Origin of the sequence: Algoriphagus sp. Y33, from assembly GCF_014838715.1 — a bacterium.
Lineage (GTDB): Bacteria > Bacteroidota > Bacteroidia > Cytophagales > Cyclobacteriaceae > Algoriphagus.
Genome location: NZ_CP061947.1, coordinates 2,533,595 through 2,555,017, shown reverse-complemented (window position 1 = coordinate 2,555,017; position 21,423 = coordinate 2,533,595). Strand labels below are relative to the sequence as shown.

Genomic DNA, 21,423 nt, shown 5'->3' with positions numbered 1-21,423 from the left:
AAATTTGTGCTCCGGGGAAAAAATATTTTCCCTGACGAAAATATTTTGAATCCGGTAAAATGGATTACATATCTATAGATTGTGCAATTTGTTCCTTATGTAATTATTTCTTGCGGTCATATACCCTGTATAGGGTATTTTTTATCAGAAAACTTTTGGTTTCTATTGTGGGAAATTTGAGAAAGCCAACTACCACGATGACAAAGACTCCACTTCTGACCATTGCATTTATAGTGTTATCCTTCAGCCTTTTCGGCCAGACAAACACCTTTCCGACTTCGGGGAATGCAGGCATCGGTACGTTGAGTCCCGCTTATCCCCTGCATGTGAAAACTTCCACATCGGCAAACAGGGCCAGGTTTGAATTTGGGGGTAAAACTGTGGATATAGCCAGTTATGGAGCCACTTCTGAACCGTACGGTAATGCCGGGGGGATTTTTATGAGTGGGCAGGATGGTTTTATCATGACAGGGTCAGGGAATAACCTGAGATTTATCACAAATAGCGGGGGATATGCAGAGCGGATGCGTATTCTTTCAAATGGCAATGTAGGTATCAATACCAAAAATCCCACCTATTTACTATCAGTCAACGGAACCATTGGTGCACGTGAAGTCAATATCACAACCGCAGGCTGGGCAGATTATGTCTTTGATGATACCTATCCTTTGAAGCCGTTGGAGGAAGTCCAGAAATTCTATCAGACCAATGGCCATCTGGAAAATATCCCTACCGAAAAAGAGGTGATGGCAAATGGGGTTAACCTTTCTGAGATGGCGGTTAAACTACTTGAGAAGGTTGAGGAGCTGACTGTTTATCTGGTGGAGCAAAATGAACGGATAAAAGTTCTGGAAGCCCAATTGGAAAAAGCTCCCAGGCAATGAACTATAAATTTTTACCTTCTTGATTAAATATACTTATATGATTAAAAGATTTACCCTCTCGCTCTTTTCAATTTTAATTGTATTTACAATTGATGCAGTTGGACAAACCACCACGTTCGATTACATGAACTCCAATGTAGGTTCTCACAAAACAATCTCTTGGAACACTTCCGCCTTCGGTTCAGGTTTTGGTCACAGGTTACTCAGTATGGATCCCGGGGGATCCACGACATTAAACCTACAGGCAAGACATAATTCTGCCACATGGAAAGACGCTCTTGTTATAACTTCCCAAGGATATGTTGGCTTTGGTATAAACCCTTCTACCTATCCGTTTCACTTTAAATTTGGGTCTGCCAGTAGAGCAAGATTTGAATTTATATCAAATACGATTGATTTTGTAAGCTATGCTCCCAGTTCAAATGCTTATGGCAACTCCGGGGGGATGTTTATGTCAGGACAGGACGGCTTGATAATGACCGGGCCGGGAAATAACCTGCGAATTATAACTAATAACGGCAGTTATTTGGAACGTATGAGGATTTTGCCTAATGGAAATGTAGGTATCAATACCAAAAATCCCACCTATTTACTATCAGTCAACGGAACCATTGGTGCACGTGAAGTCAATATCACCACCGCAGGCTGGGCAGATTATGTATTCACCCCTGAATATCAATTGATGCCTTTATCAGAACTGGAAGCTTTTATACAGAGGAACGGACACCTTCCCGATGTGCCCACCGAGGCTGAGGTAAAGGAAAACGGGGTCAATCTGGCCGAGATGAATGTAAAGTTGCTGGAGAAGGTGGAGGAGTTGACGCTGCATACGATCAGACAAGAAAAATTAATAGAAGAATTATTTAAAAGGATCCAAAACGATGAAGAATAAAATAAGTAAAGCAACGTGGACAGTTCTGATGATGTTGTTTTGTGTCTCGATTGGTTATGGGCAATCCAATTCATTTCCACCCAGTGGAAATGCAGGTGTAGGAACTGGAACGACACCTGATGCCCCCTTTCACATCTATAGGGGTACGACAACCAACGCATTTCCAACGGCCACTACATTGGGGAATGTGATGCAGCTCTACAATTATGGCAATAACGGAATGGAAATAGGTGTCGCGGGGGGATCAAATACAAGAAGGATGTGGATTCTGGCAAGACACAGTGCCGTTTCAACGCTTGGACACCATTACGGAAGCTTGCATTTGCAGCCGGATGTTGGGAATAAAGCCAGTTTCAGGGGAGTAGGGATAGGATACACAGCAGGAACTGCTTTACCAATAGGTACCCATCTGGCTGTTAATGGTAAAGTAGGGATTGGAATAAGTTCACCGACAGAAATGCTGGAGGTCAATGGCACTATTAAAACCAAGGAAGTCAACGTCACCACCTCGGGCTGGCCAGACTATGTATTCACCCCTGAATATCAACTGATTCCCTTGTCTGAACTGGAAGCTTTTATACAAAATAACGGACACCTTCCCAATGTCCCTACAGAAGCGGAAGTAATGGAAAACGGGGTCAATCTGGCCGAGATGAATGTGAAATTGTTGGAGAAGGTGGAGGAGCTGACGCTGTATATAATCTCCCAAGAAAATAAGATAAGTTCTCAGGAAAAACACATTGAAAGTATGTTGAACAGAATAGAAATACTTGAAACAAAACAGGATAAATGAAATCGAGCATTAGAAAAGCGTCACACAGGGAGATGATTATAAATTCTGCAAGATTCCATATGGCCATTGAAAAACAATTATAAACAGATGAAAACAGCGCGAATTTTAATCATGTTAATTTCCATGCTCTTTACCGCAAGAGTATTTGGGCAAGGCAATAATTATCCAACTACTGGAAATATAGGGTTTGGGACTACTGCTTCAACATATAAACTGGACATAGTCGCTCAGGCAGGTTCTGTTATTGAGGATATTTTGCGGTTAAGGGTATCTGATGCCCCGAGTGATTATTTATCTTTCAACAATAGTACAAGTTTAGGCAGTAAATTTATTCCGTCAATTAAAGGGAATTATACGGCTGATAACCGTACAGCCATTTTTTTAATGGGGGAAATTACCTCAAATAATGATAACGGACCTTCTGCTGTTATGTCCTTTGATGCAAGATCAAGTGGATCCTTTGTGTCCAATAGAAATGTTTTTTTGTGGAGAAACTATACCAACAATCTGATGGTGCTTGGTCCCACAGGCAATTTGGGAATAGGGGTTTCTTCACCATCCCAGAAGCTAGAAGTGAATGGAACCATAAAAACCAAAGAAGTGAATGTCACCGCAACCGGCTGGCCGGACTATGTGTTCAGACCCGGATATCAACGGATGCCCTTATCGGAACTGGAAGCCTTTATCAAGAAGAACGGACACCTTCCCGATGTTCCCACTGAAGCGGAGGTGATGGAAAACGGGGTCAATCTGGCCGAGATGAATGTGAAATTGTTGGAGAAGGTGGAGGAGCTGACGCTGTATGTGATTGAGTTGGAAAAGAAAATTGATCAGAAAAAAAGATGAGTTAAATGGTGTCTTACACTATCAAGTTTATGAAAAAGCTTCTTAAAATCTTTAATCCGTTTTTCCACAAATGCAGTGGGATAATAGGTGTTGCCCTATATTGCACTTGTTTTATATATTCCATACCATTAACTGCTCAAGAGCGCGTTAAGCAAATAGTTCCCCTAAGCCCAAATGCAGCGGCGATAACACAGTATGGCGAGACTCCGGTTGATAAGTTTACAGGGGTTCCAGCTATTTCAGTGCCGCTTTTTGAAATTGGAACCAAGAATTTTTCAATTCCTATTGGTCTCAACTACAATGCTTCTGGAAACAAGGTTGAAACTATCGCTTCAAATGTGGGCTTAGGTTGGTCTATAAATACGATACCGGTTATTTCCCGGTCGGTAAATGGTCTGCCTGACAATGGACCTGGAGGCTTCTTTAGTAAATTTCTAGGCTATTCTGTTTTCGATTTATACCATAGGTTAAACGGGGTCACTAATAGCCAGTATAATCATTTTTTAACTTTGGTGAAGTCGGGGGAGATGGACAGTGAACCGGATTTCTTTTTTATATCTTTAGTGGGGTTCTCGGGAAAGTTTGTTTTTGATCAGGTGAATAATAAATTCATCACAATTCCATCCAGCAATATAAAAATTGAGTTTTCAAATGATGTTTTCTATGTGACAGATGATAAGGGGATAAACTACAGGTTTGATGTTAACGAAAAAACACAATCAAATACCTCGGAACCTGGTGAAAACATAATATCTGCTTGGTATCCTTCAGAAATGTATAAATTCAATAATGAGAATAAAGTTAGTTTCCAATACAGGAATGAATCCCAAATCACAAAGAGTATTCGGACCTACACTAAATATCAATTTATTAGTGGGAATATTTCTGGGGGATCTCCATCAGATGAAGGAAGCGTTCAGATTATTACCCAAATAAGTGCAAAGATTATTTCCCAGATTAATTTCCCGGGTGGTTACGCAAAATTCGTTCCCACGTCAACGACACGGACTGACTTAAACGGGGGCTATGCTATAGATAAGATTGAGCTATATAATAAGTTGAACGTAAAAGTTAGATCATTTGATTTGCAGTTTACTTATTTTACAGGGAGCGGTTGTGCAGTTGACAATCCCTATTCTAAGTATTGGTTAAAACTGGATAAGGTAATCGATGAAAATACTCCAAACCGGGAATATGAATTTTTGTATGAAACAACCAAAACCCCGCCTTGTAGAAACAGTACTGCACAGGACTTCTGGGGATATTATAATGGAAAGACTTCCAATCCCAACCTGATTCCTACCCAATGGCTTGAGAATATTTCGCCACCATTCCAATACATAAGTGCAAACAGAACGATTCATGAATCATCCTCGCAATTCGGGATAATAAAGAGGATGACCTACCCAACAGGGGGATACACAGATTTTGTTTTTGAGAATCATGTGGTTAATGATGATCAGCTTCCCGGTCAATATACACAAATGATTTCTTCAATTGAAGAGTCGGCGCCTCCAATGGAGGATTATTATGAAGAATTTTTTACAATTTCCAATCCCCCTGATGAATTTTTGAATGATAACGATCCCAATGGTGGAAGTTTTGTTACAGTTGGTGTAGGCAGTATGGTCTGTGAAGGCAGCCCTCAATGTGGTTTGCTTTATTTGAGAGGACTTTCATCCACCAACAATTCTATCAATATTACCTTTACACAGGGATTTAATTATTATTTGCCGAATGGTGATTATAAAATGTCAGTTCAATTCAATCAAGACCCGCCTCAAACCAACGGATTTTATTATCAGATAATTTGGAATGTTTTAGAAGGCGGACAAATTCCTGGAAATAATCTTGCAGGTGGCTTGCGTTTAAAGTCGCAAAGGCTATATGAAAAGCCAGGTGTATTCCCTATAACCAGAGAGTACATTTACAAGGCAAATGAAACAGACACTGAATCCAGTGGTTTGAGACTTAATCAATCCCCACTTGACTACTCTGAAATGATCAAATACCGTAAATTAATAGATAGTACTGTTCAACCAGGCCTTGTGTACATTTACACTGCAGATTACCAACAAATGCGGGCCTATTCCAATACCCCTCAAGTTACTTCTTCATTCGGGTCGGTTGGTTATAGTACTATTATTGAGAAATTTGTCGGTAGTACTAACTCAGAAAGTATTAAGTCTGAATTTTCCATTATTCCTACAGTTCCTTTAAATTATTTCCCGTATCCCCCTGTAGATTTTGAAAGTGGCATAAATGGGAAAAAAATATACGAAGAGGTGAATTCTGTATCCGGTTATTCTAATACACCGCTGAAAAAGTCAGAGTTTAAATATATTGAGGAAAGCAATATCTCGGATATTACATTTGGGATAAAAATTGGTGATAAATTATTGTCCAACAGGCCTGAAATGTTACCAACTCCCCAGATTATAGAGTTTTATGAATTGACCTCAAACGTTGGGCTTTTATCGGAAAAATCTGAATGGGAGAGTTCTGCCAACAATGCCAATTATTTTGAAAGGAAATCAAAGTATTATTACGACGATTATCGCAACTTATATAAGTTAAGCCAGACCGGTTCAAAATCGGACTCCTTACACCATTTTTATTTTTATCCCTACAATGTTTCCTATACGGGACAGGAGGAGAGTGCAAGACAATTAATGATCACCAACAATGAATTGGGGACGGTGGTGAAAGAACAGTCAAAGATAGGCTCCACACTTTTTTCAGAAAGGGAAACTAAGTATAAGCCGTATTTTTCGGGGGTGTATCTGCCGTCTTCCGATATAGTTAAACGTTCATCATCAGACCCGGGAAAAACTACTGATTATATGGCATATGATAGTCGGGAAAACATTCAGGAAGTCCGGCAAAGCGGTGACCGAAGAACTGAATTTATATGGGCTTTAGGCGAAAATCTTCTGCTTGCCGAAATTCAGAATTCTTCCTTGAATAAGAGTTGTTTTAGCTCGTTTGAGTATAGCGATAATAAAGGCGGCTGGACATATTCAGGTACCCCTGTAACGACCTTCAAAACCGGCACAAAAGGTTATAATCTAAGTTCCGGGTCGATCAGCAAGACCGGGATTACCGCCTCTTCCTCCAGCCCTTACCGTGTGGGCTTCTGGGCAAAGACAGTTTCAGGCACCGGATCGGTGAACGTTGGCGGGCAGACCGAATCACTGACCACCGCATGGAAGTGGGTGGAAAAGACAATCACGTCCACCAGCCTGACCATATCGGGAAGCAATATTATCATAGATGAGCTCAGGCTTCATCCTGCTGATGCGATGATGACCAGTTATACCTATGAACCTTTGGTTGGCATGACCAGCCAGACCGATCCGAGAGGCTACACGGTAAACTATTTTTACGATACTGCGAACCGTCTCCAGACCATCAAGGATGAAGACGGCAATATCCTGGAGCATTACGAATACAACTACGCCGGCAACTAACCCATTTTTAAGATGAGACACTATCTGTATACTACCCTTTTTCTGTTTTTGGTTACCCTAACGTACTCAATTGGCCAGACTACGGAGAACTTTGTGAAGACTTACCGTGCGCGCACAGGAACCGCTACAGTGTCCACTGTTACGGGGGGCACGCCTGCCCAGTCCTATAAGACGTTTACCTACTTTGACGGCCTGGGCAGACCCCAGCAGACGGTTGGCAAACAGTCCACGATCACGGGCAAGGATCTGATTACACCCATAGACTATGATGATTTTGGACGTCAGAAAAAAGAGTATCTCCCGTATTTTGAATCTTCAGGCACCCAAGACGGCCGATTCCGAACCAATGGATTAACGATGCATTCCAGCAGGACCAATCCTATTTACGGGGATACCTATGGCTATTCTGAAATAGACTTCGAGCCCTCCCCGCTGAACCGGGTGGATAAGCAAGCCGCCCCGGGCAGTGCCTGGAGACTGGGCACGGGGAAGGAAGTGAAGTTCTCCAGAAGGCCCAACACCTCTGGGGAAGGGGTGAGGATCTTCACGGTAAACAGTGCGGGGCTTCCCGTGACCTCCGCCGCCTACGGGAACAACCTGCTGTGGGTGGAAATTTCTCAGGATGAAGACGACAAAACCACCGTCCAATACACCGACAAACTGGGCAGGGTGATCCTTAAAAAAGTACAGAATACCGCCGCGGCCACGGGAAACGGACATTCGGGCTGGCTGTGTACCTATTATGTGTATGATGATCTGGGCCAGCTCCGTGTGGTGATCCCACCCCAGGCAACCCAGATCATGCTGGGCAAGGGGTGGAACCTTTCAACCAATGCGACACTGGCGAATGCCCAGTACTTCCGGTATAAATATGACGGAAGAGGCAGGCTGACCGAAAAGTATGTTCCGGAAAAGGGTGTTGAGTACTACCTGTATGATCTTCAGGACAGACAGGTGGGCTTTCAGGACGGGAATCTGAGGAGTGAAAGCAAATGGCTTTATACCAAATATGATGCCTTGGGAAGGCCGGTGATGACAGGACTTATCACAGTACCGACTACGGCCACATTCGCTTCCCTGCAGACCACGCTGAACACGATGGGTGCCAACAACGCCACGGTGAAAGCGAACACCGCAAAAATAAAAACCGGAACGACAATTACCTCTGCCAAGTACGACGGCTATCAGGAGTATGTGGCATCAAGCTCCATCATCCTGCAGAACGGGTTTACGGTGAAGGCGACGGGAAACCAATCCTTCACCGCAAGGATCGGCACACCACCCGCATCGGGGGCGGCAGGGGCATGGCCGACGGCGGAGGGGGAGATCCTGACGGTAAACTATTACGACTCCTATCAATACCTGACCGGCTTTTCATATGCCAATCCGGGCTCACCCTTTCTGTCTGCTGCCAGCACCCGGGTCCATGGCCTGCAGACAGGCAAAAAGGTCAAGGACCTGGAGACCGGGCATTTTTATACCACGGCTTTTTATTATGACAACAAAGGCAGGGTGGTCCAGACACTGGGGCAGCATCAGGTTGGCGGAACGGTACGGTCTTCCACCGCCTATAACTTTGAGGACCAGCCTACCCACCGCCTGACCGCCAATTCCCTGTCCTCCAATTACACGGTTCTCCGCGCCTATACCTACAACGTGATCGGGCAGCTGGAGAAGATTACCCATAAAGTGGGAAGCGGGTCCGTAAAGAACCTTGCCCAATACACCTACGATGACCTGGGCAGGCAGACAGGCAAGACCTTTCCGACGGTGGCCTCCAATGCCAACCAGACGGGCACGTACAATATCCGGGGCTGGCTGACAGGGCAGGGCTCAGGATATACGGGAATCTTCAGGCAGACCTTGTATTATAACAGCGGGGCGACTGCCAACAGGTTCAACGGGAACATAGCGGGGGTTTCCTGGACAGGGGGACAGGAGACCACCCCGGTCACCCGTACCTACAACTATGCGTATGACAATGCGAACAGGATCACTGGAGCCACATTCACTTCAACGGCCACCGGGGAAAACAGCCGCTACAACCTGAGCGGGATCGCCTACGATGCCAACGGGAACATCAAGACCATGACCCGGCGGGGAGAAAGGGCTGCCGGGAACTATAACATAGTCGATGCACTGACTTATAGTTATGCGACCAACACCACCTTTGGGGATATCTATTCCAACAGGCTGCTGGGAGTGGCAGACGGACAAAGCTCCAATACTTTTACCTCCAAAGATTTCAAGCCCAACACCGGGGCAACGGGGAATTACCTTTATGATGCCAACGGGAACCAGCGGGTGAACAAAGACAGGAGAATTTCGGAGACCAAATTCAACCACCTGAACCTTCCCGAAGAGATCACTTTCTCCACGGGAGGCAAGCTGAAATTTGCCTACGATGCGGAAGGGAACAAGCTGACCCAAAAAGTTTACAACAGCAGCGGATCCCTGACCAAGACACAGGATTACATCGGTGAGGTAGTGCTTCTGAACGGAGCCCTGGATTACCTGGTGCATGAGGAGGGAAGGGTAGTTGCGGAGGAGAACCAACTTTGGAGTGAATTCTATGTAAAAGACCACCTGGGAAATGTACGTCAGGTATTGCGCAGTCCTACTGTTCAGACCTTTGTTGCCACCATGGAAATGCAAAATGCAGAAACTGAGGAGATGGAGTTTTCCATGGTATCGGAATCAAGACAGACCGAGTCCGAGCATAACGTGACGCAGGGCGGAAACAAGGTAGCCTGGCTGAATGCGGACAGGGGAAGAATGGTGGGGCCCGGAAGAACCCAGGAAATCTATGCCGGAGACAGTTTGAAATTACAGGTTCACGGCAAATACCTGGAGGACAAAAACCAAAAAGTGAACGCCGCAAGCTTTATGGCAGCGGGGGGGAGGGAAAGACTGGTGGCAGACCTGAATGAGCTGGCACTGAGCACCCAGCGTGCAGGCGGTGCAAATCCCATAGCTCTGTTGAATCTGGCGGATATATTGGCCAAGGATCTTCAGAAAAAAGAAGCTCCCGAGGCCTATCTGATGTACGCACTTTACGATCAGGACTCTAACAGATATGAAGTGGGCAAGAAAGTCCTCTCTAAAAATGCGGCAAACCAGCATGAAGTGTTGGAAGAGAATATGTATATTTCGAAGGACGGATATATGGAAACCTTTGTGGTAAACGAGACTTCAGAGGATGTCTGGTTTGACAATATGATGGTGATGAGTGTGAGTTCGGCCATAGTACAGGAAACACATTATGATCCTTGGGGACTGGAACTGAAAGGGCTTGGTTTTCAGCATGGAGAGATTAAGGCGAATAAGTATCTCTATCAGGGCAAGGAGATGATGGATGACAATAGCTTGAATATCTACGACTTTCATGCCCGTGGTTATGATCCGGTGATAGGGAGGACTTTGCAGTTAGATCCCATGTCGGACGGTTATTACTCAATGTCTCCATATGCCTGGGTTATGAATAATCCTGTAAAGTACATGGATCCTACTGGAATGTTCAGCACGCATACAGATGAGGACGGGAACGTGGTTGCTGTCTACAAAGATGGAGATCTGGGAGTGTATCAACACGGTAAAAATGCTGATGGTGGTTCTGTAACCGAATATCAATTATCCAAACGAGCAGAAAAACATGGAACATCAAGTGGTGGTACTAAAGTTGGAGAAACAGAATATTGGGATGAATTTGTAAATCCAGAAACAGGAAAGACAATGACTAATATCACAGTACAAATAGGAAAATCTTTTGACCCTATTATCTCTGAAATGAATGCTAAAGCAAAGGATATGAATTTGATGGGGATTGCTCAAGCTTCAAATAAGAGAGGGGTGTTTAATATAAAGCGAGATTATCCTAATGTTGGTGGATTATTAAATGGGAAGTATGCCACGTCTCGTTCGGCAGGGAACTTTTTAGCAGGATTCAATGCAGAAGGTGGTACTATTATGGGAGTTGGGATCTCATTTACCACATTCCAAAAATTAGCTGGAGCATTACACATTGAAAACAGCCATAATAAAGAACTTTCGAAAGGTCAGATGCTAGATATTGTTACTTTGGGTACTTATATAAGCTCAAACAAAAGCAAATTTGTATCGCCTACTTGGGGAGAAGTCAATTACCAGTACAGAATGAGTAGAGCAGGTTGGAAGTTTGGAGAAAATCAAAAAAAGTAGTGCGATGAAAAGAATAAAACTGATATTGATTTTTACAGTATTTGGTATAGTTTTTAGTTGTAACAATCATCAACGCCAAATAAAAGTGGAGAAAAATAATGAAGAAAGTACCAATAATCAGGAAGGCTTCCCACAAGAAGAAGTGACAGAAATATTAACCCTGTCTAATGGCAAGAGGATATATGTTCGTGCAAAAATTTGGGGAGTATCAAGTAATCATGAAGAAATAGTTTTTTCTGAAACCCCAATAACTATTCCGGATAAAGATAAAGACTATATTTTTTATACAAATGAAGTGTTTTATAAAATAAATGGAGATACATTAAATATATATGCTTGTGATTGTGATACTAGTGAACCTAAAGTTTTTTTTGATAATAGTAAAATAATTTTAAATGATTTAAAAACATCAAGTCAAATAAGGGATTATAGTGCTAACTATAAAAATTATGGTTTAGAAAAAATGAGTATTTACGAAGAGTAAAGTAGAAGCTTCCACTTGAGTTAAGTTTGACGAATAACTAGATATATATTGTATCCAATCTTTTTTATAGAATAGAATTTGTAATTCATATTTCATAAAGTGAAAATAGTATTCAAATTGGTTTTTAAATGTAATGTATAGTTATATCTGATAAGACAAATAGTTATGCTCAGAAAAACATTGTTTGTTTTTTGCTTGATGCTTTCATCTTATTTTTTGAATGCGCAAAACTTGCCGGGTGGCATGAATTCAAAACTTCCCAAGCCTTCGGTTTCAGCGTCTATCCCTGCTTTACACACCAAGCCCGAAATCCCGTATTTGGAAGAACTCAAGCAGATCCAATCGCTTAAGAAGTCATACGATTCGCTACAAAATGAACTCAGAGAATTAAAGGAAATCACCGCTGACAGCACCCAGAGAGACAGCTTGTTTACGCTGGCCAAAGAAAGAAGCAAAGAAGTGCTGGAACAGGAAAGCAAAACACTGGAAAGCCTGATCCAAAGGGAAGATATCCCAGGGGAAGAAATCAAGAATGCTGCAAAAAACACACTGGAACGGGTGAATGAATCCAAAACAAGAATAGAAAATATACAAGATGTTACAGAACTGGAATCGCTAGTGGACCAGAACAATGAAAATCTCAAGGCGCTGACCAATGAATGGATCATGCCCAAGGTGGAAGAACAGCTCACGGGTGTGGTAAAAGAAGGGGTTGACCCCAGAAGTGCCAAACTCCCTGACTTCTACGGAAAGGATGCGCTGGCAGAGCTGACCAAAAATGGTTTGCCCTCGGAAATTCCTTTTGAACAGGCCAAGGAACTTGCAAAAGTAAAGGCAGCACATATTTCGGATGAGTACATCCAAAAGACGGGGAAGGATTTTTCCAAACTGAAGATCGATTCTCTTGGGAATATAAAAGCCATTCCCTCCGAGCTGAAAAACAAGAAGAGAGAATTTTTTGAGCCAAACCGGCTAAAAGAAGTGCCGGTTGTCCACCGGATCGGGATGCTGCTGTGGTATGATCCGCTCACTTCCTTCGGGGAGGGACTGCTGCTGGATTACGGACTCTCGTATTCCTTTTCCCAGCAGTTTGTCCTGATGGGAGGGATGACATGGAAAAAGCAGTTTGACGACAAGGAGAAATTGAGAAGAGAAGGGCTGGGAGTGTTTACGGGATTGCGGTTCAGTAAGGGCAACTGGTTTGCACAGGGCACGGTAAACCGCAACCGGGTAACCGTCACCAACCCCTCAGGCTATGAGTCCAGGGATTTTGAGGGAAAAGCCTGGGCTTCCAACTTCGCGCTTGGGAGAACCATCCCGATGGGCACTACTATCCGGTCAGTAGTGATAGGATCGATTGATCCCTTTTTTGACAAGAAATCCAGTTTATATAAAAGTAGGGTCCAGCTGAAAATCGGCTTTGAGATCGGTTCATTTAAGAAAATCAGAAAAGAAGTGAAGGAGTTGGTACCGCCGGATGGATTGGAGGAAAAGGGGAACGGGCAGATTGAATATTACCTGAAGGAGATTGAAAATTAGTGACTAACCTTCGAGGTCTTTAAGACCTTGAAGGTTTTAAATTTTTAACCACATAACCACAATAGCCACATAGTTTTGCCCCAAAGATTGGAAGTAAACTTAAGTTCACCTACGATGCGGAAGAGGGACGAGCGTTAAAAATCAGTCCGGGGGACTGATTTAGCGAGTAGCCAGCCTGTGGGGGAGACTGAGCCAAAAGGTATACAACAGCAGCGGAACATTGACCAAGAACCGGGATTACATGGGTGAGGTAGTGCTTCTGAACGGAGCCCTGGATTACCTGGTGCATGAGGAGGAGGACAAACCGTCAAGAAACTGTCCGGTGGACAGTTTTAGGTTTGGGCCAGAGGGGCGGGCTGGATGGCCATTGATCTGAATATTTGCCTGCACAGTGAATTTTATGTGAAGGACCATCTGGGGAATGTAAGACAGGTGCTGCGCAGTCCTACTGTCCAGGCCTTTACGGCCACGATGGAGACAGGCCGTGCAGCGTCAGAGGAGCTGGAGTTTTCCATGGTATCGGAATCCAGACAGACCGAGCCCGAGCATAATGTGACCGAGGGTGAGGACCGAGCGTTAAGAATCAGTCCTGTGGACTGATTTAGCGAGGGGCCGGCATGCAGGGGAGGGTAGCCTGGCTGAATGCCGACCGTGGAAGAATGGTGGGACCCGGAAGAACCCAGGAAATCTATGCGGGTGACAGTTTAAAACTTCAGGTACACGGCAAATACCTGGAGGACAAAAACCAAAAAGTGAACGCCGCAAGCTTTATGGCAGCGGGGGGCAGGGAAAGACTGGTGGCAGACCTGAACGAACTGGCGTTGAGCACCCAGCGTGCGGGCGGTGCAAATCCCATTGCCCTGCTGAATCTGGCGGATATCCTGGCCAAGGACCTACAGAAGAAAGAAGCTCCCGAGGCCTATCTGATGTATGCACTCTATGATCAGGACAGCAACAGATATGAGGTGGGCAAGAAAGTCCTTTCTAAAAATGCTGCAAACCGGCATGAAGTGTTGGAAGAGAATATGTATATTTCCAAAGACGGATATATGGAGACCTTTGTGGTAAACGAAACCTCGGAGGATGTCTGGTTTGACAATATGACGGTGATGAGTGTGAGTTCGGCCATAGTACAGGAAACACATTATGATCCTTGGGGACTGGAACTGAAAGGACTGGGCTTTCAGCATGGATTATACAAGGCAAACAAGTATCTTTATAACGGGAAGGAGCTGCTGGACGACCTGAACCTCAATCTATATGATTATGGGGCACGTTTTTATGATCCAGCTATAGGGAGGTGGGGTGTAATAGATCCTCTTTCCGAACAGATGCGAAGGCATTCACCTTACAATTATGCCTTCAACAATCCTATCAGGTTTATTGATCCGGATGGCATGGCGCCCGAGGATACATTCAGGCAGCAGGAAGATGGTAGTTATAATCGGGTAGATGGGGAAGGGGGTAGAGATTTTCATACATTTCATAATAACGATGGATCGGTTACCTACGTCAATCTGAAAAATAATACTGCTATTAATTCAAATGAATTGAGCGCTCAGACTTCACAAGGCAGTCAACAGCTATCTGAATTATGGAATAGTCCAATGGCTAGAACTGTAGTTCCTGATTTTCTTTCGGTTGGAGTGGGCTTTACTGGCATTGCCGGGCCAGGAGGTGGATCTAGTATTGAAGCAAACTGGGTCTTAAGAGGGCCCGAAGCTTCATTTTTACCTGCAATCACTACAACCCAAAGTATTGGAATTGGATTTGACGTTGATGCTACTTTAAACATAGGGAAGGCTAGTTACTTAGGGCCAGTTAATGAGATTAGTAGAGATATGCTTCAAACCAGTATTCAAGATGGCCAGGTATCTACATGGGGTTCAGCAGGATTGGCAGCAGGAGGAAAAATTGGTCTTACTGGTTCACATTCACCAACTTCTTCTGGAAATGGAATTTTAGGACAACAGGTTAATATTGGATTAGGTTTGCCAGCTGGGCCAATACCTGCAAATGTTGCTGGCGGATTTAGTAATACATTTAAACTTTATGATTTTAATATTAAGCATAAATGAAAAATTTACTAATACTTGGTTTATTTGTGATTGTAATTCTAGTATTTGTAAGTATTTGGATGCAAGGTCAATCTATCGATAGAGGAAAGAAGCATTTTGAGGAATTCAATTCGGCAGTTATAGATACTCAAATTAAATCATTAAGAATTGCATACAAGGGCACAGAGATGAGGTTAATGGATGGAAGGGAATTCGTTTTTTATCCACTAACAGATAGAGATTTAAATGAAGGAAAAAAGTTTAGCTACACCGCGGTGAAAGGTGATCATGTTTTTAAACCAGCTTTTTCTGATACTTTGTTTTTGATTCATGAGGATAAAAAATTGGCATATACTTTCAAAAAAATGATTGACTAGGTTTTACTTAAAAGATAGGAATTAATAAGTATCTCTACAACGGCAAGGAGCTGATAGAAGACAACGGCCTGCAGTACTATGATTACGGGGCAAGGATGTATGATGCCACGATTGGGAGATGGGGTGTTGTGGATCCGATGGCAGATCAAATGAGAAGGCATTCTCCGTACAATTATGCTTTTGATAACCCGATAAGGTTTATTGATCCAGATGGGATGGCTCCATGTGAAGGCTGTCCACAATATTGGCTTATAAGAAACGATTTAGAGGCTAAATTTAACTTAGTTCAATCAAATGTTCAAAATGCAGTAAATTCTACATCTGAATTTTTCAATAATTTAGGAAAAGATGTTAAAAAATTTATGGAGAAAGCAGATTTGCTAATGAATGGTGGGAGTGGTTTTGATTATGACTCTGATATTTTTAGTGGTGATGATTCAGGTGTAAGAGAAGGGAAAAGCGAAGGAACCAGAAATTTTGATGAATTTTTAGATCCACTTGGTAAAGGAACAGGTAATCTTAAAAAATTCAAGGAGTTTGTTGATGGAGTTGAAACTGGTGCAGACATGATGAGGCTATATTTAAAGAAATTAGAACAAGAGAACAACAAACAAGAAAATGATACATCTTACCTTATTGATACATTTATTCAAGATGGAGAGGGTGAGAGGTATTTAAGGTATAAACGAATAATAAATGGTACTGATACAAGCGCTCACACTAGACCACAGAATGATCCTGAAGCTCAAAAAGCTAACCAAGTACAAAATTTACCAAAGAAAACTAATGATAAATAATAATATGAATAAAGTGACGAAATATATATTGTTTCTTTTAATTTGTCAATCCATTTTATCTTGTAAGGATAATGAACAAAATCAATTTCAATTCATAGAAAAAAATGAAGAAACCGATATTGTTTTTAAGTATGATGGTAGTATATATAATTTTAAATTAAGCGATTCTTTAAGATTTTTGTCTGAATATGGGGTTTTGAGTGATGATGAAACTTTGTTTACGAATTTTAAGTATAACCCAAATGGGACTTTAAAGTCTTTAAAATATTCTAATAAGGAAGTGTCCGTTTCTCAGGATTTTGATAATAGAGTGATTAAGGAACAAATTGCCAAATCAGATAATGATACTGAAATTACAAGTGTTATAAAACAACAAGATGTTAAACATCAGTCGGTTTATTATGATAATAGGGAAATTTATTTTGCGATTTATGAAAATAATCAAAAGACCTATAATACTTTTAAGCTTATTGAAGTTGAAAAAAAGAAGAATGACAAAACTGTAATATCATTTCTTAGAAATGATTTTCCTTTTAATGGAGATTTGAAATTTTCTACAGGAGAATTTGATTATCCACTTCTAGTAAAAAGAAGATCTAATAATGAGTATGAATTGAAATGTGAAATAGGAGATGAGAAAATAAATGAACTTATATTAGATATAGAAATATTACCTTCTGAAAATGATACATGTTTGAACTCAGTATATGCTCAAGTCTTCCGTTTCTAAACTTCATCAGTTTTTTTTATTTGATAGTGATGATGATAGGTGGTTTGTTTAACATTTTTGAATTATTCAAATGGAGTTATTTTATATGGTAATAGGAGTTTAAAATTAAGTTTTCGAGATACAAGTATGGAAAAATTAATTTTTAAAATTGCCGTAGTAATTCTAGCTGCTTTAAGCCCAACCCCTGTTAAAGCCCACGCCATCACGGTTCCAAATAACAATAGAGTGGGGGTTCTTTTTCCTGTTGTCGCTTTGCCCATAGCATCAGGTGATTATCTTGGTAAAACCTATTCAACCGAAATTAATCAAGTTACAACAGAGCCAGGTGGGTTTGTTTATGAATCAACAAAATGGGTTTTAGAAAAATTAGGAATACCAACTGAAAAAAAGTAACGATGATGTTTTTTATAGATTGTATATTTTGGGGATGGTATCAGATTTTGGATAAAAGTATTTATTCAATGAAGAACCATAGTGAGAGAATAGGAGCAAAAGAACACTCATTCTTTATCACCTTTGTACTTCATGGAATAAATATTTGGACTGCCTTAAGGTATTTTTTGTTTGAATGTTTTAGGATGATGGTTGGCTTGTATTTGGGGTTGTTTATAGCTATTGGAGTTTTAGGCTTGGGATACTTTATTTTCTTTGTTAAGAAAAGGGCTTCTGCCATAATATTAGAAGATATAAGTGTTTTTAGATGTTTGATATCACTTGTTTTAACTATTTTGTACACAATTGGAACTATTTATTTTATGCTTAAAACGGGTGACTATTTACGTTATAATCTGTATATTGATTAAAATCAATTTTTATCTTAAATCCTCTCCCAATTGATTAAGTGCGGATCTCGGAAAAGAGCTCCCGAATAGTCGAAAATATACCTGGAGGCAGTGGGGCAAGACAAAAAGCATTAGATGCAGAAAAAATAGTTACCAATGTAAATAAATCAACGTTAAATCCAAGACTACATAAATCTCCAAAACCTCAGTAATATGAATTTAAATTATATTTCTATTGGATTAGATTATTATTTTTATATTGAAAATCAAAATGAAATACGCTATGAGTTTCAGAAAAGGGCTAATTTCATAAATGATTATTTTTCAAAAGAAGTAAGAAGATTGAAATTTAAGACAGATGGGACTTTTAATATGATTTCAATTGAATTAAGCGAAAGCACTTTAAAACCTTGTTCAATCGTCCCTAATAACACTTTAAAAGTTGAGCTGTTTTTTGATCGTTCTCGTTATGAGAAAATTAAGGATACAGGAGACTGTAGATATTATTTAGAGGTATTAGAGCAGGGACTAATGAAAGCATCTAAATCCAAGAGCATTCCATTTGAAGCCCTATTAAGTATAATTAAGAAGTTTGAGAGGGGAGGTTGTAAAAATGAGTGGTTACACAAGGAAAAACGCTTTAGAGAAAATGATTTGGAAATTATTTTAATGTGCCAATTTACAACAGATTATTTTCAATTAGTAATCTTGATCAATCAAATTTCTTTAAAAAAAGAATTAATTAATGCTGTATTGTTAAGAGTCGAACCAGGGGTTTCAATTCATGAAGGAATGTATAAAGATATTATTATAAAAAAGGATATTGTTATAACGGATAAATCAGATAGTCCAAGAATAGTGATAAATAAGAATGATGTTTATAAAGGTGTTTTGAATTATGAAATAATAGGTGATGATAAAGTTAAAGAAATTCTATCTTATAAATTATGAGTAAAAGTATTGCTATAAAGGGGGTTATGGATAATATGGTAAATGGGATGGGACGAAGTGGTAGAGCGGCAGCAAATGGAATAGCAACCACTAATGCTGTAGCGATCGGTGCTACAGAAACTGCATCAAAAACATCTCCTGTTCAAAGTATGGCTGATTACATAAAGGAAACAGTTAAAAACTGGTTTGAGTAATGAAAATATTTTTGAATATAGTAATAATAGTTGGGTACCTTTTGTTTGGGTCTATGTGGTTAAAATCACTTTATGAAGTGATTTTTTATAATTCCATTGTTAATATTTTTGAATTTAAGGATACCACAACTTCAAAGGTGTATTATTTAGATCGGGCTAAGGATGATAGAGGATTGTTAGTGAAGTATGAATTTAAAATTGGTCAAGAGGTTTATGAAAACTCGGTCCCGGTCAATAGAAAAACTTTTGAGGAAAAAGTTGGTATGAGTGGAAAACATATTATTCATTACAATAGAATGATGCCAAATGCAAACTATCTTGATAATTGGAAGGTGGATTCATATTATAAATTTATGTTTGCTTTTTTTTCCCTTTTTCTTTTGTTGATAATATTTTTCCATTTAAAAGTTGATAAGAGAAAATGGATTAATAAATATAAAAATGTATTAGGTGTCAGATAGGGGTAGAATCGAGTCTGTGAGAATGTTGGGATTACAGAAGTTGAAAGTTTGTGTTTATTGCATAAGTTCTGTGAACAGTAAATGTAGTTTTAGGTACAGAAAGCCGACCCCTCTGGGTGAAGTTTGGTGCTCGAACTAGGTGTAGATTGTATCTACACCTTTCTATAAAATAGAATTTGTAATTCGGATAGCTTAGTGGGAAAAAGAATGGGTAGATTTCCAGAAAATAGGTTTCAAATTAACTTTTAAAATGTGCGGTATAGTTGTATTTGATTTGACAAAATAGTTATGCGTAAAGAAATCATTTTTATTTTTTGCTTGATGCTCTCTCCGAGTTTTTTGAATGCGCAAAACTTACCGGGTGGTATGAATTCAAAATTTCCAAAGCCTTCTATTTCAGCATCTATTCCGGCTTTACCAACCAAACCCGAAATCCCCTATCTGGAAGAGCTCAAACAGATCCGGTCGCTGAAGAAGTCTTACGATTCCCTGCAAAGAGAACTCAAAGAACTCAAGGAGATAACCACTGACAGCACCCAAAGAGACAGCCTCTTTACGCAGGCTAAAGAGCACAGTAAAGAAGTGCTGGACCGGGAAAGCAAAACCTTGGAAAGCCTGGTTCAAAGTGAAGCTATCCCCGGGGAGGAGATAAACAATGCGGCAAAAAATACCCTGGAGCGGATGGATGAATCCAAAGTGAGACTGGGGGATATCAGGCAAGTGGATGAGCTGGAATCCCTGGTTGATCAAAACAACGAGAACCTCAAGGCACTGACCAACGAATGGCTTATGCCCAAGGTGGAAGAACAACTCACTGGAGTAGTGAAAGAAGGATTTGATCCCAGAGATGCCAAACTCCCGGACTTCTATGGTAAGGATGCCCTGGCAGAGCTGACCAAAAATGGTTTGCCCTCGGAAATTCCTTTTGAACAGGCCAAGGAACTTGCAAAAGGAAAGGCAGCACATATTTCGGATGAGTACATCCAAAAGACGGGAAAGGATTTTTCCAAACTGAAAATCGATTCGCTTGGGAATATACAGACCGTTCCATCTGAGCTGAAAAATAAGAAGAAAGAATTTTTTGAGCCAAACCGGCTAAAAGAAGTGCCGGTTGTCCACCGGATCGGGATGCTGCTGTGGTATGATCCGCTCACTTCCTTCGGGGAGGGACTGCTACTGGATTACGGACTATCGTTTTCCTTTTCCCAGCAGTTTGCGGTGATGGGAGGAATGACATGGAAAAAGCAGTTTGACGACAGGGATAAATTGAGGAGAGAGGGATTTGGAGTGTTTTCGGGAGTACGTTTCAGTAAGGGCAACTGGTTTGCACAGGGTACGGTAAACCGCAACCGGGTTACCATCACCAACCCCTCAGGCTATGAGTCAAGGGATTTTAAGGGAACAGCCTGGGCTTCCAACTTCGCGGTGGGAAGAACCATCCCGATGGGCAACACAATCAGATCGGTGGCAATAGGCTCCATAGATCCTTTTTTTGACAAAAAATCCAGTTTATACAAAAGCAGGGTACAGCTGAAGATCGGTTTTGAGATCGCATCCTTCAAGAAAATCAGAAAAGAAGTGAAGGAGTTGGTACCGGTGGATGGATTGGAGGAAAAGGGGAATGGGCAGATTGAATATTACCTGAAGGAGGTTGAAAATTAGTGACTAATTTTCAACCATATAGGACCCGGCAGCCACATAGTTTTTCCCCGTTTAAATGGAGTCCCGGAACCCTGAGATTGTTTGCCCTTATATTTTTTTATCGGCAGAGAAAATATAAAGCAGTTCGGACGCTGTTTACCTTGGCAGGTTATGCGGTTGTTGGGGCAAATAACTAGGGCATGCTGAAAAATGCCAATAATAGATCAAAAGCTATCATATTGAATGATTAATTCATTTTTGATGCGAAAGGTTTTTCAGCAAGTGCAAGCTTATTGACCATAATAGGTCTTTATCCATGCATCAGAAA

At 41.1% G+C, this 21,423-nt stretch carries 19 protein-coding genes; all 19 read left to right on the top strand.

Features of this window, described 5'->3' with window-relative positions:
* Positions 1-197: 197 nt before the first annotated feature.
* Positions 198-884: a hypothetical protein gene (locus ID165_RS10375; RefSeq protein ID WP_192350283.1), complete on the top strand. Its 687-nt coding sequence runs from the start codon at positions 198-200 to the stop codon at positions 882-884.
* A gap of 37 nt (positions 885-921) precedes the next feature.
* The gene (locus ID165_RS10370) at positions 922-1,776 is read left to right on the top strand and encodes a hypothetical protein (RefSeq protein WP_192350281.1); all 855 of its coding nucleotides are present in this window, start codon (positions 922-924) and stop codon (positions 1,774-1,776) included.
* Complete coding sequence (locus tag ID165_RS10365) at positions 1,766-2,569, top strand: hypothetical protein (RefSeq protein WP_192350279.1); 804 nt, start codon at positions 1,766-1,768, stop codon at positions 2,567-2,569. Before ID165_RS10370 ends, ID165_RS10365 begins: the two co-directional genes overlap by 11 nt.
* 87 nt (positions 2,570-2,656) lie before the next feature.
* Positions 2,657-3,415: a hypothetical protein gene (locus ID165_RS10360; protein WP_192350277.1), complete on the top strand. Its 759-nt coding sequence runs from the start codon at positions 2,657-2,659 to the stop codon at positions 3,413-3,415.
* Between the two features lie 29 nt (positions 3,416-3,444).
* Positions 3,445-6,885, top strand: a complete 3,441-nt coding sequence (locus tag ID165_RS10355; protein WP_192350275.1) for an RHS repeat domain-containing protein — start codon at positions 3,445-3,447, stop codon at positions 6,883-6,885.
* A 12-nt stretch (positions 6,886-6,897) separates the two neighbouring features.
* Positions 6,898-11,082 (top strand): DUF6443 domain-containing protein, encoded by a 4,185-nt coding sequence (locus ID165_RS10350; RefSeq protein WP_192350273.1) that lies wholly within the window; start codon positions 6,898-6,900, stop codon positions 11,080-11,082.
* 4 nt (positions 11,083-11,086) lie between these two features.
* Positions 11,087-11,566, top strand: a complete 480-nt coding sequence (locus tag ID165_RS10345) for a hypothetical protein (RefSeq protein ID WP_192350271.1) — start codon at positions 11,087-11,089, stop codon at positions 11,564-11,566.
* A gap of 243 nt (positions 11,567-11,809) precedes the next feature.
* A complete protein-coding gene (locus ID165_RS10340; protein ID WP_192350270.1) occupies positions 11,810-13,105 on the top strand; it encodes a hypothetical protein in 1,296 nt (431 codons plus the stop codon).
* Between the two features lie 360 nt (positions 13,106-13,465).
* On the top strand, positions 13,466-13,705 hold the full coding sequence (locus ID165_RS10335) for a hypothetical protein (protein WP_192350268.1): 240 nt from the start codon (positions 13,466-13,468) through the stop codon (positions 13,703-13,705).
* 17 nt (positions 13,706-13,722) lie between these two features.
* Complete coding sequence (locus ID165_RS10330) at positions 13,723-15,183, top strand: RHS repeat domain-containing protein (RefSeq protein WP_192350266.1); 1,461 nt, start codon at positions 13,723-13,725, stop codon at positions 15,181-15,183.
* Positions 15,180-15,539, top strand: coding sequence for a hypothetical protein (locus ID165_RS10325; protein WP_192350264.1), 360 nt, complete (start codon positions 15,180-15,182; stop codon positions 15,537-15,539). Before ID165_RS10330 ends, ID165_RS10325 begins: the two co-directional genes overlap by 4 nt.
* Before the next feature lie 14 nt (positions 15,540-15,553).
* The gene (locus ID165_RS10320; RefSeq protein WP_192351430.1) at positions 15,554-16,336 is read left to right on the top strand and encodes an RHS repeat-associated core domain-containing protein; all 783 of its coding nucleotides are present in this window, start codon (positions 15,554-15,556) and stop codon (positions 16,334-16,336) included.
* Positions 16,326-17,066 (top strand): hypothetical protein, encoded by a 741-nt coding sequence (locus ID165_RS10315; RefSeq protein WP_192350263.1) that lies wholly within the window; start codon positions 16,326-16,328, stop codon positions 17,064-17,066. Before ID165_RS10320 ends, ID165_RS10315 begins: the two co-directional genes overlap by 11 nt.
* A 126-nt stretch (positions 17,067-17,192) precedes the next feature.
* The gene (locus ID165_RS10310) at positions 17,193-17,459 is read left to right on the top strand and encodes a hypothetical protein (RefSeq protein WP_192350262.1); all 267 of its coding nucleotides are present in this window, start codon (positions 17,193-17,195) and stop codon (positions 17,457-17,459) included.
* 68 nt (positions 17,460-17,527) lie between these two features.
* Positions 17,528-17,869: a hypothetical protein gene (locus tag ID165_RS10305; RefSeq protein WP_192350261.1), complete on the top strand. Its 342-nt coding sequence runs from the start codon at positions 17,528-17,530 to the stop codon at positions 17,867-17,869.
* Positions 17,870-18,061: 192 nt separating this feature from the next.
* Positions 18,062-18,799 carry a hypothetical protein gene (locus ID165_RS10300; RefSeq protein WP_192350260.1) on the top strand — a complete coding sequence of 246 codons (738 nt, stop codon included), beginning with the start codon at positions 18,062-18,064 and terminating at the stop codon, positions 18,797-18,799.
* Positions 18,796-18,993: a hypothetical protein gene (locus ID165_RS10295; protein WP_192350259.1), complete on the top strand. Its 198-nt coding sequence runs from the start codon at positions 18,796-18,798 to the stop codon at positions 18,991-18,993. Before ID165_RS10300 ends, ID165_RS10295 begins: the two co-directional genes overlap by 4 nt.
* The gene (locus tag ID165_RS10290; protein ID WP_192350258.1) at positions 18,993-19,454 is read left to right on the top strand and encodes a hypothetical protein; all 462 of its coding nucleotides are present in this window, start codon (positions 18,993-18,995) and stop codon (positions 19,452-19,454) included. Before ID165_RS10295 ends, ID165_RS10290 begins: the two co-directional genes overlap by 1 nt.
* 366 nt (positions 19,455-19,820) lie before the next feature.
* Positions 19,821-21,116 (top strand): hypothetical protein, encoded by a 1,296-nt coding sequence (locus tag ID165_RS10285; RefSeq protein ID WP_192350257.1) that lies wholly within the window; start codon positions 19,821-19,823, stop codon positions 21,114-21,116.
* Positions 21,117-21,423: the final 307 nt, after the last annotated feature.

What these genes read in the sequence shown, in the direction of transcription:
- ID165_RS10375 (WP_192350283.1), top strand. Translation starts at nt 198, where the DNA reads ATGACAAAGACTCCACTTCTGACCATTGCATTTATAGTGTTATCCTTC.
- ID165_RS10370 (WP_192350281.1), top strand. Translation starts at nt 922, where the DNA reads ATGATTAAAAGATTTACCCTCTCGCTCTTTTCAATTTTAATTGTATTT.
- ID165_RS10365 (WP_192350279.1), top strand. Translation starts at nt 1,766, where the DNA reads ATGAAGAATAAAATAAGTAAAGCAACGTGGACAGTTCTGATGATGTTG.
- ID165_RS10360 (WP_192350277.1), top strand. Translation starts at nt 2,657, where the DNA reads ATGAAAACAGCGCGAATTTTAATCATGTTAATTTCCATGCTCTTTACC.
- ID165_RS10355 (WP_192350275.1), top strand. Translation starts at nt 3,445, where the DNA reads ATGAAAAAGCTTCTTAAAATCTTTAATCCGTTTTTCCACAAATGCAGT.
- ID165_RS10350 (WP_192350273.1), top strand. Translation starts at nt 6,898, where the DNA reads ATGAGACACTATCTGTATACTACCCTTTTTCTGTTTTTGGTTACCCTA.
- ID165_RS10345 (WP_192350271.1), top strand. Translation starts at nt 11,087, where the DNA reads ATGAAAAGAATAAAACTGATATTGATTTTTACAGTATTTGGTATAGTT.
- ID165_RS10340 (WP_192350270.1), top strand. Translation starts at nt 11,810, where the DNA reads ATGAATTCAAAACTTCCCAAGCCTTCGGTTTCAGCGTCTATCCCTGCT.
- ID165_RS10335 (WP_192350268.1), top strand. Translation starts at nt 13,466, where the DNA reads ATGGCCATTGATCTGAATATTTGCCTGCACAGTGAATTTTATGTGAAG.
- ID165_RS10330 (WP_192350266.1), top strand. Translation starts at nt 13,723, where the DNA reads ATGCAGGGGAGGGTAGCCTGGCTGAATGCCGACCGTGGAAGAATGGTG.
- ID165_RS10325 (WP_192350264.1), top strand. Translation starts at nt 15,180, where the DNA reads ATGAAAAATTTACTAATACTTGGTTTATTTGTGATTGTAATTCTAGTA.
- ID165_RS10315 (WP_192350263.1), top strand. Translation starts at nt 16,326, where the DNA reads ATGATAAATAATAATATGAATAAAGTGACGAAATATATATTGTTTCTT.
- ID165_RS10310 (WP_192350262.1), top strand. Translation starts at nt 17,193, where the DNA reads ATGGAAAAATTAATTTTTAAAATTGCCGTAGTAATTCTAGCTGCTTTA.
- ID165_RS10305 (WP_192350261.1), top strand. Translation starts at nt 17,528, where the DNA reads ATGAAGAACCATAGTGAGAGAATAGGAGCAAAAGAACACTCATTCTTT.
- ID165_RS10300 (WP_192350260.1), top strand. Translation starts at nt 18,062, where the DNA reads ATGAATTTAAATTATATTTCTATTGGATTAGATTATTATTTTTATATT.
- ID165_RS10295 (WP_192350259.1), top strand. Translation starts at nt 18,796, where the DNA reads ATGAGTAAAAGTATTGCTATAAAGGGGGTTATGGATAATATGGTAAAT.
- ID165_RS10290 (WP_192350258.1), top strand. Translation starts at nt 18,993, where the DNA reads ATGAAAATATTTTTGAATATAGTAATAATAGTTGGGTACCTTTTGTTT.
- ID165_RS10285 (WP_192350257.1), top strand. Translation starts at nt 19,821, where the DNA reads ATGAATTCAAAATTTCCAAAGCCTTCTATTTCAGCATCTATTCCGGCT.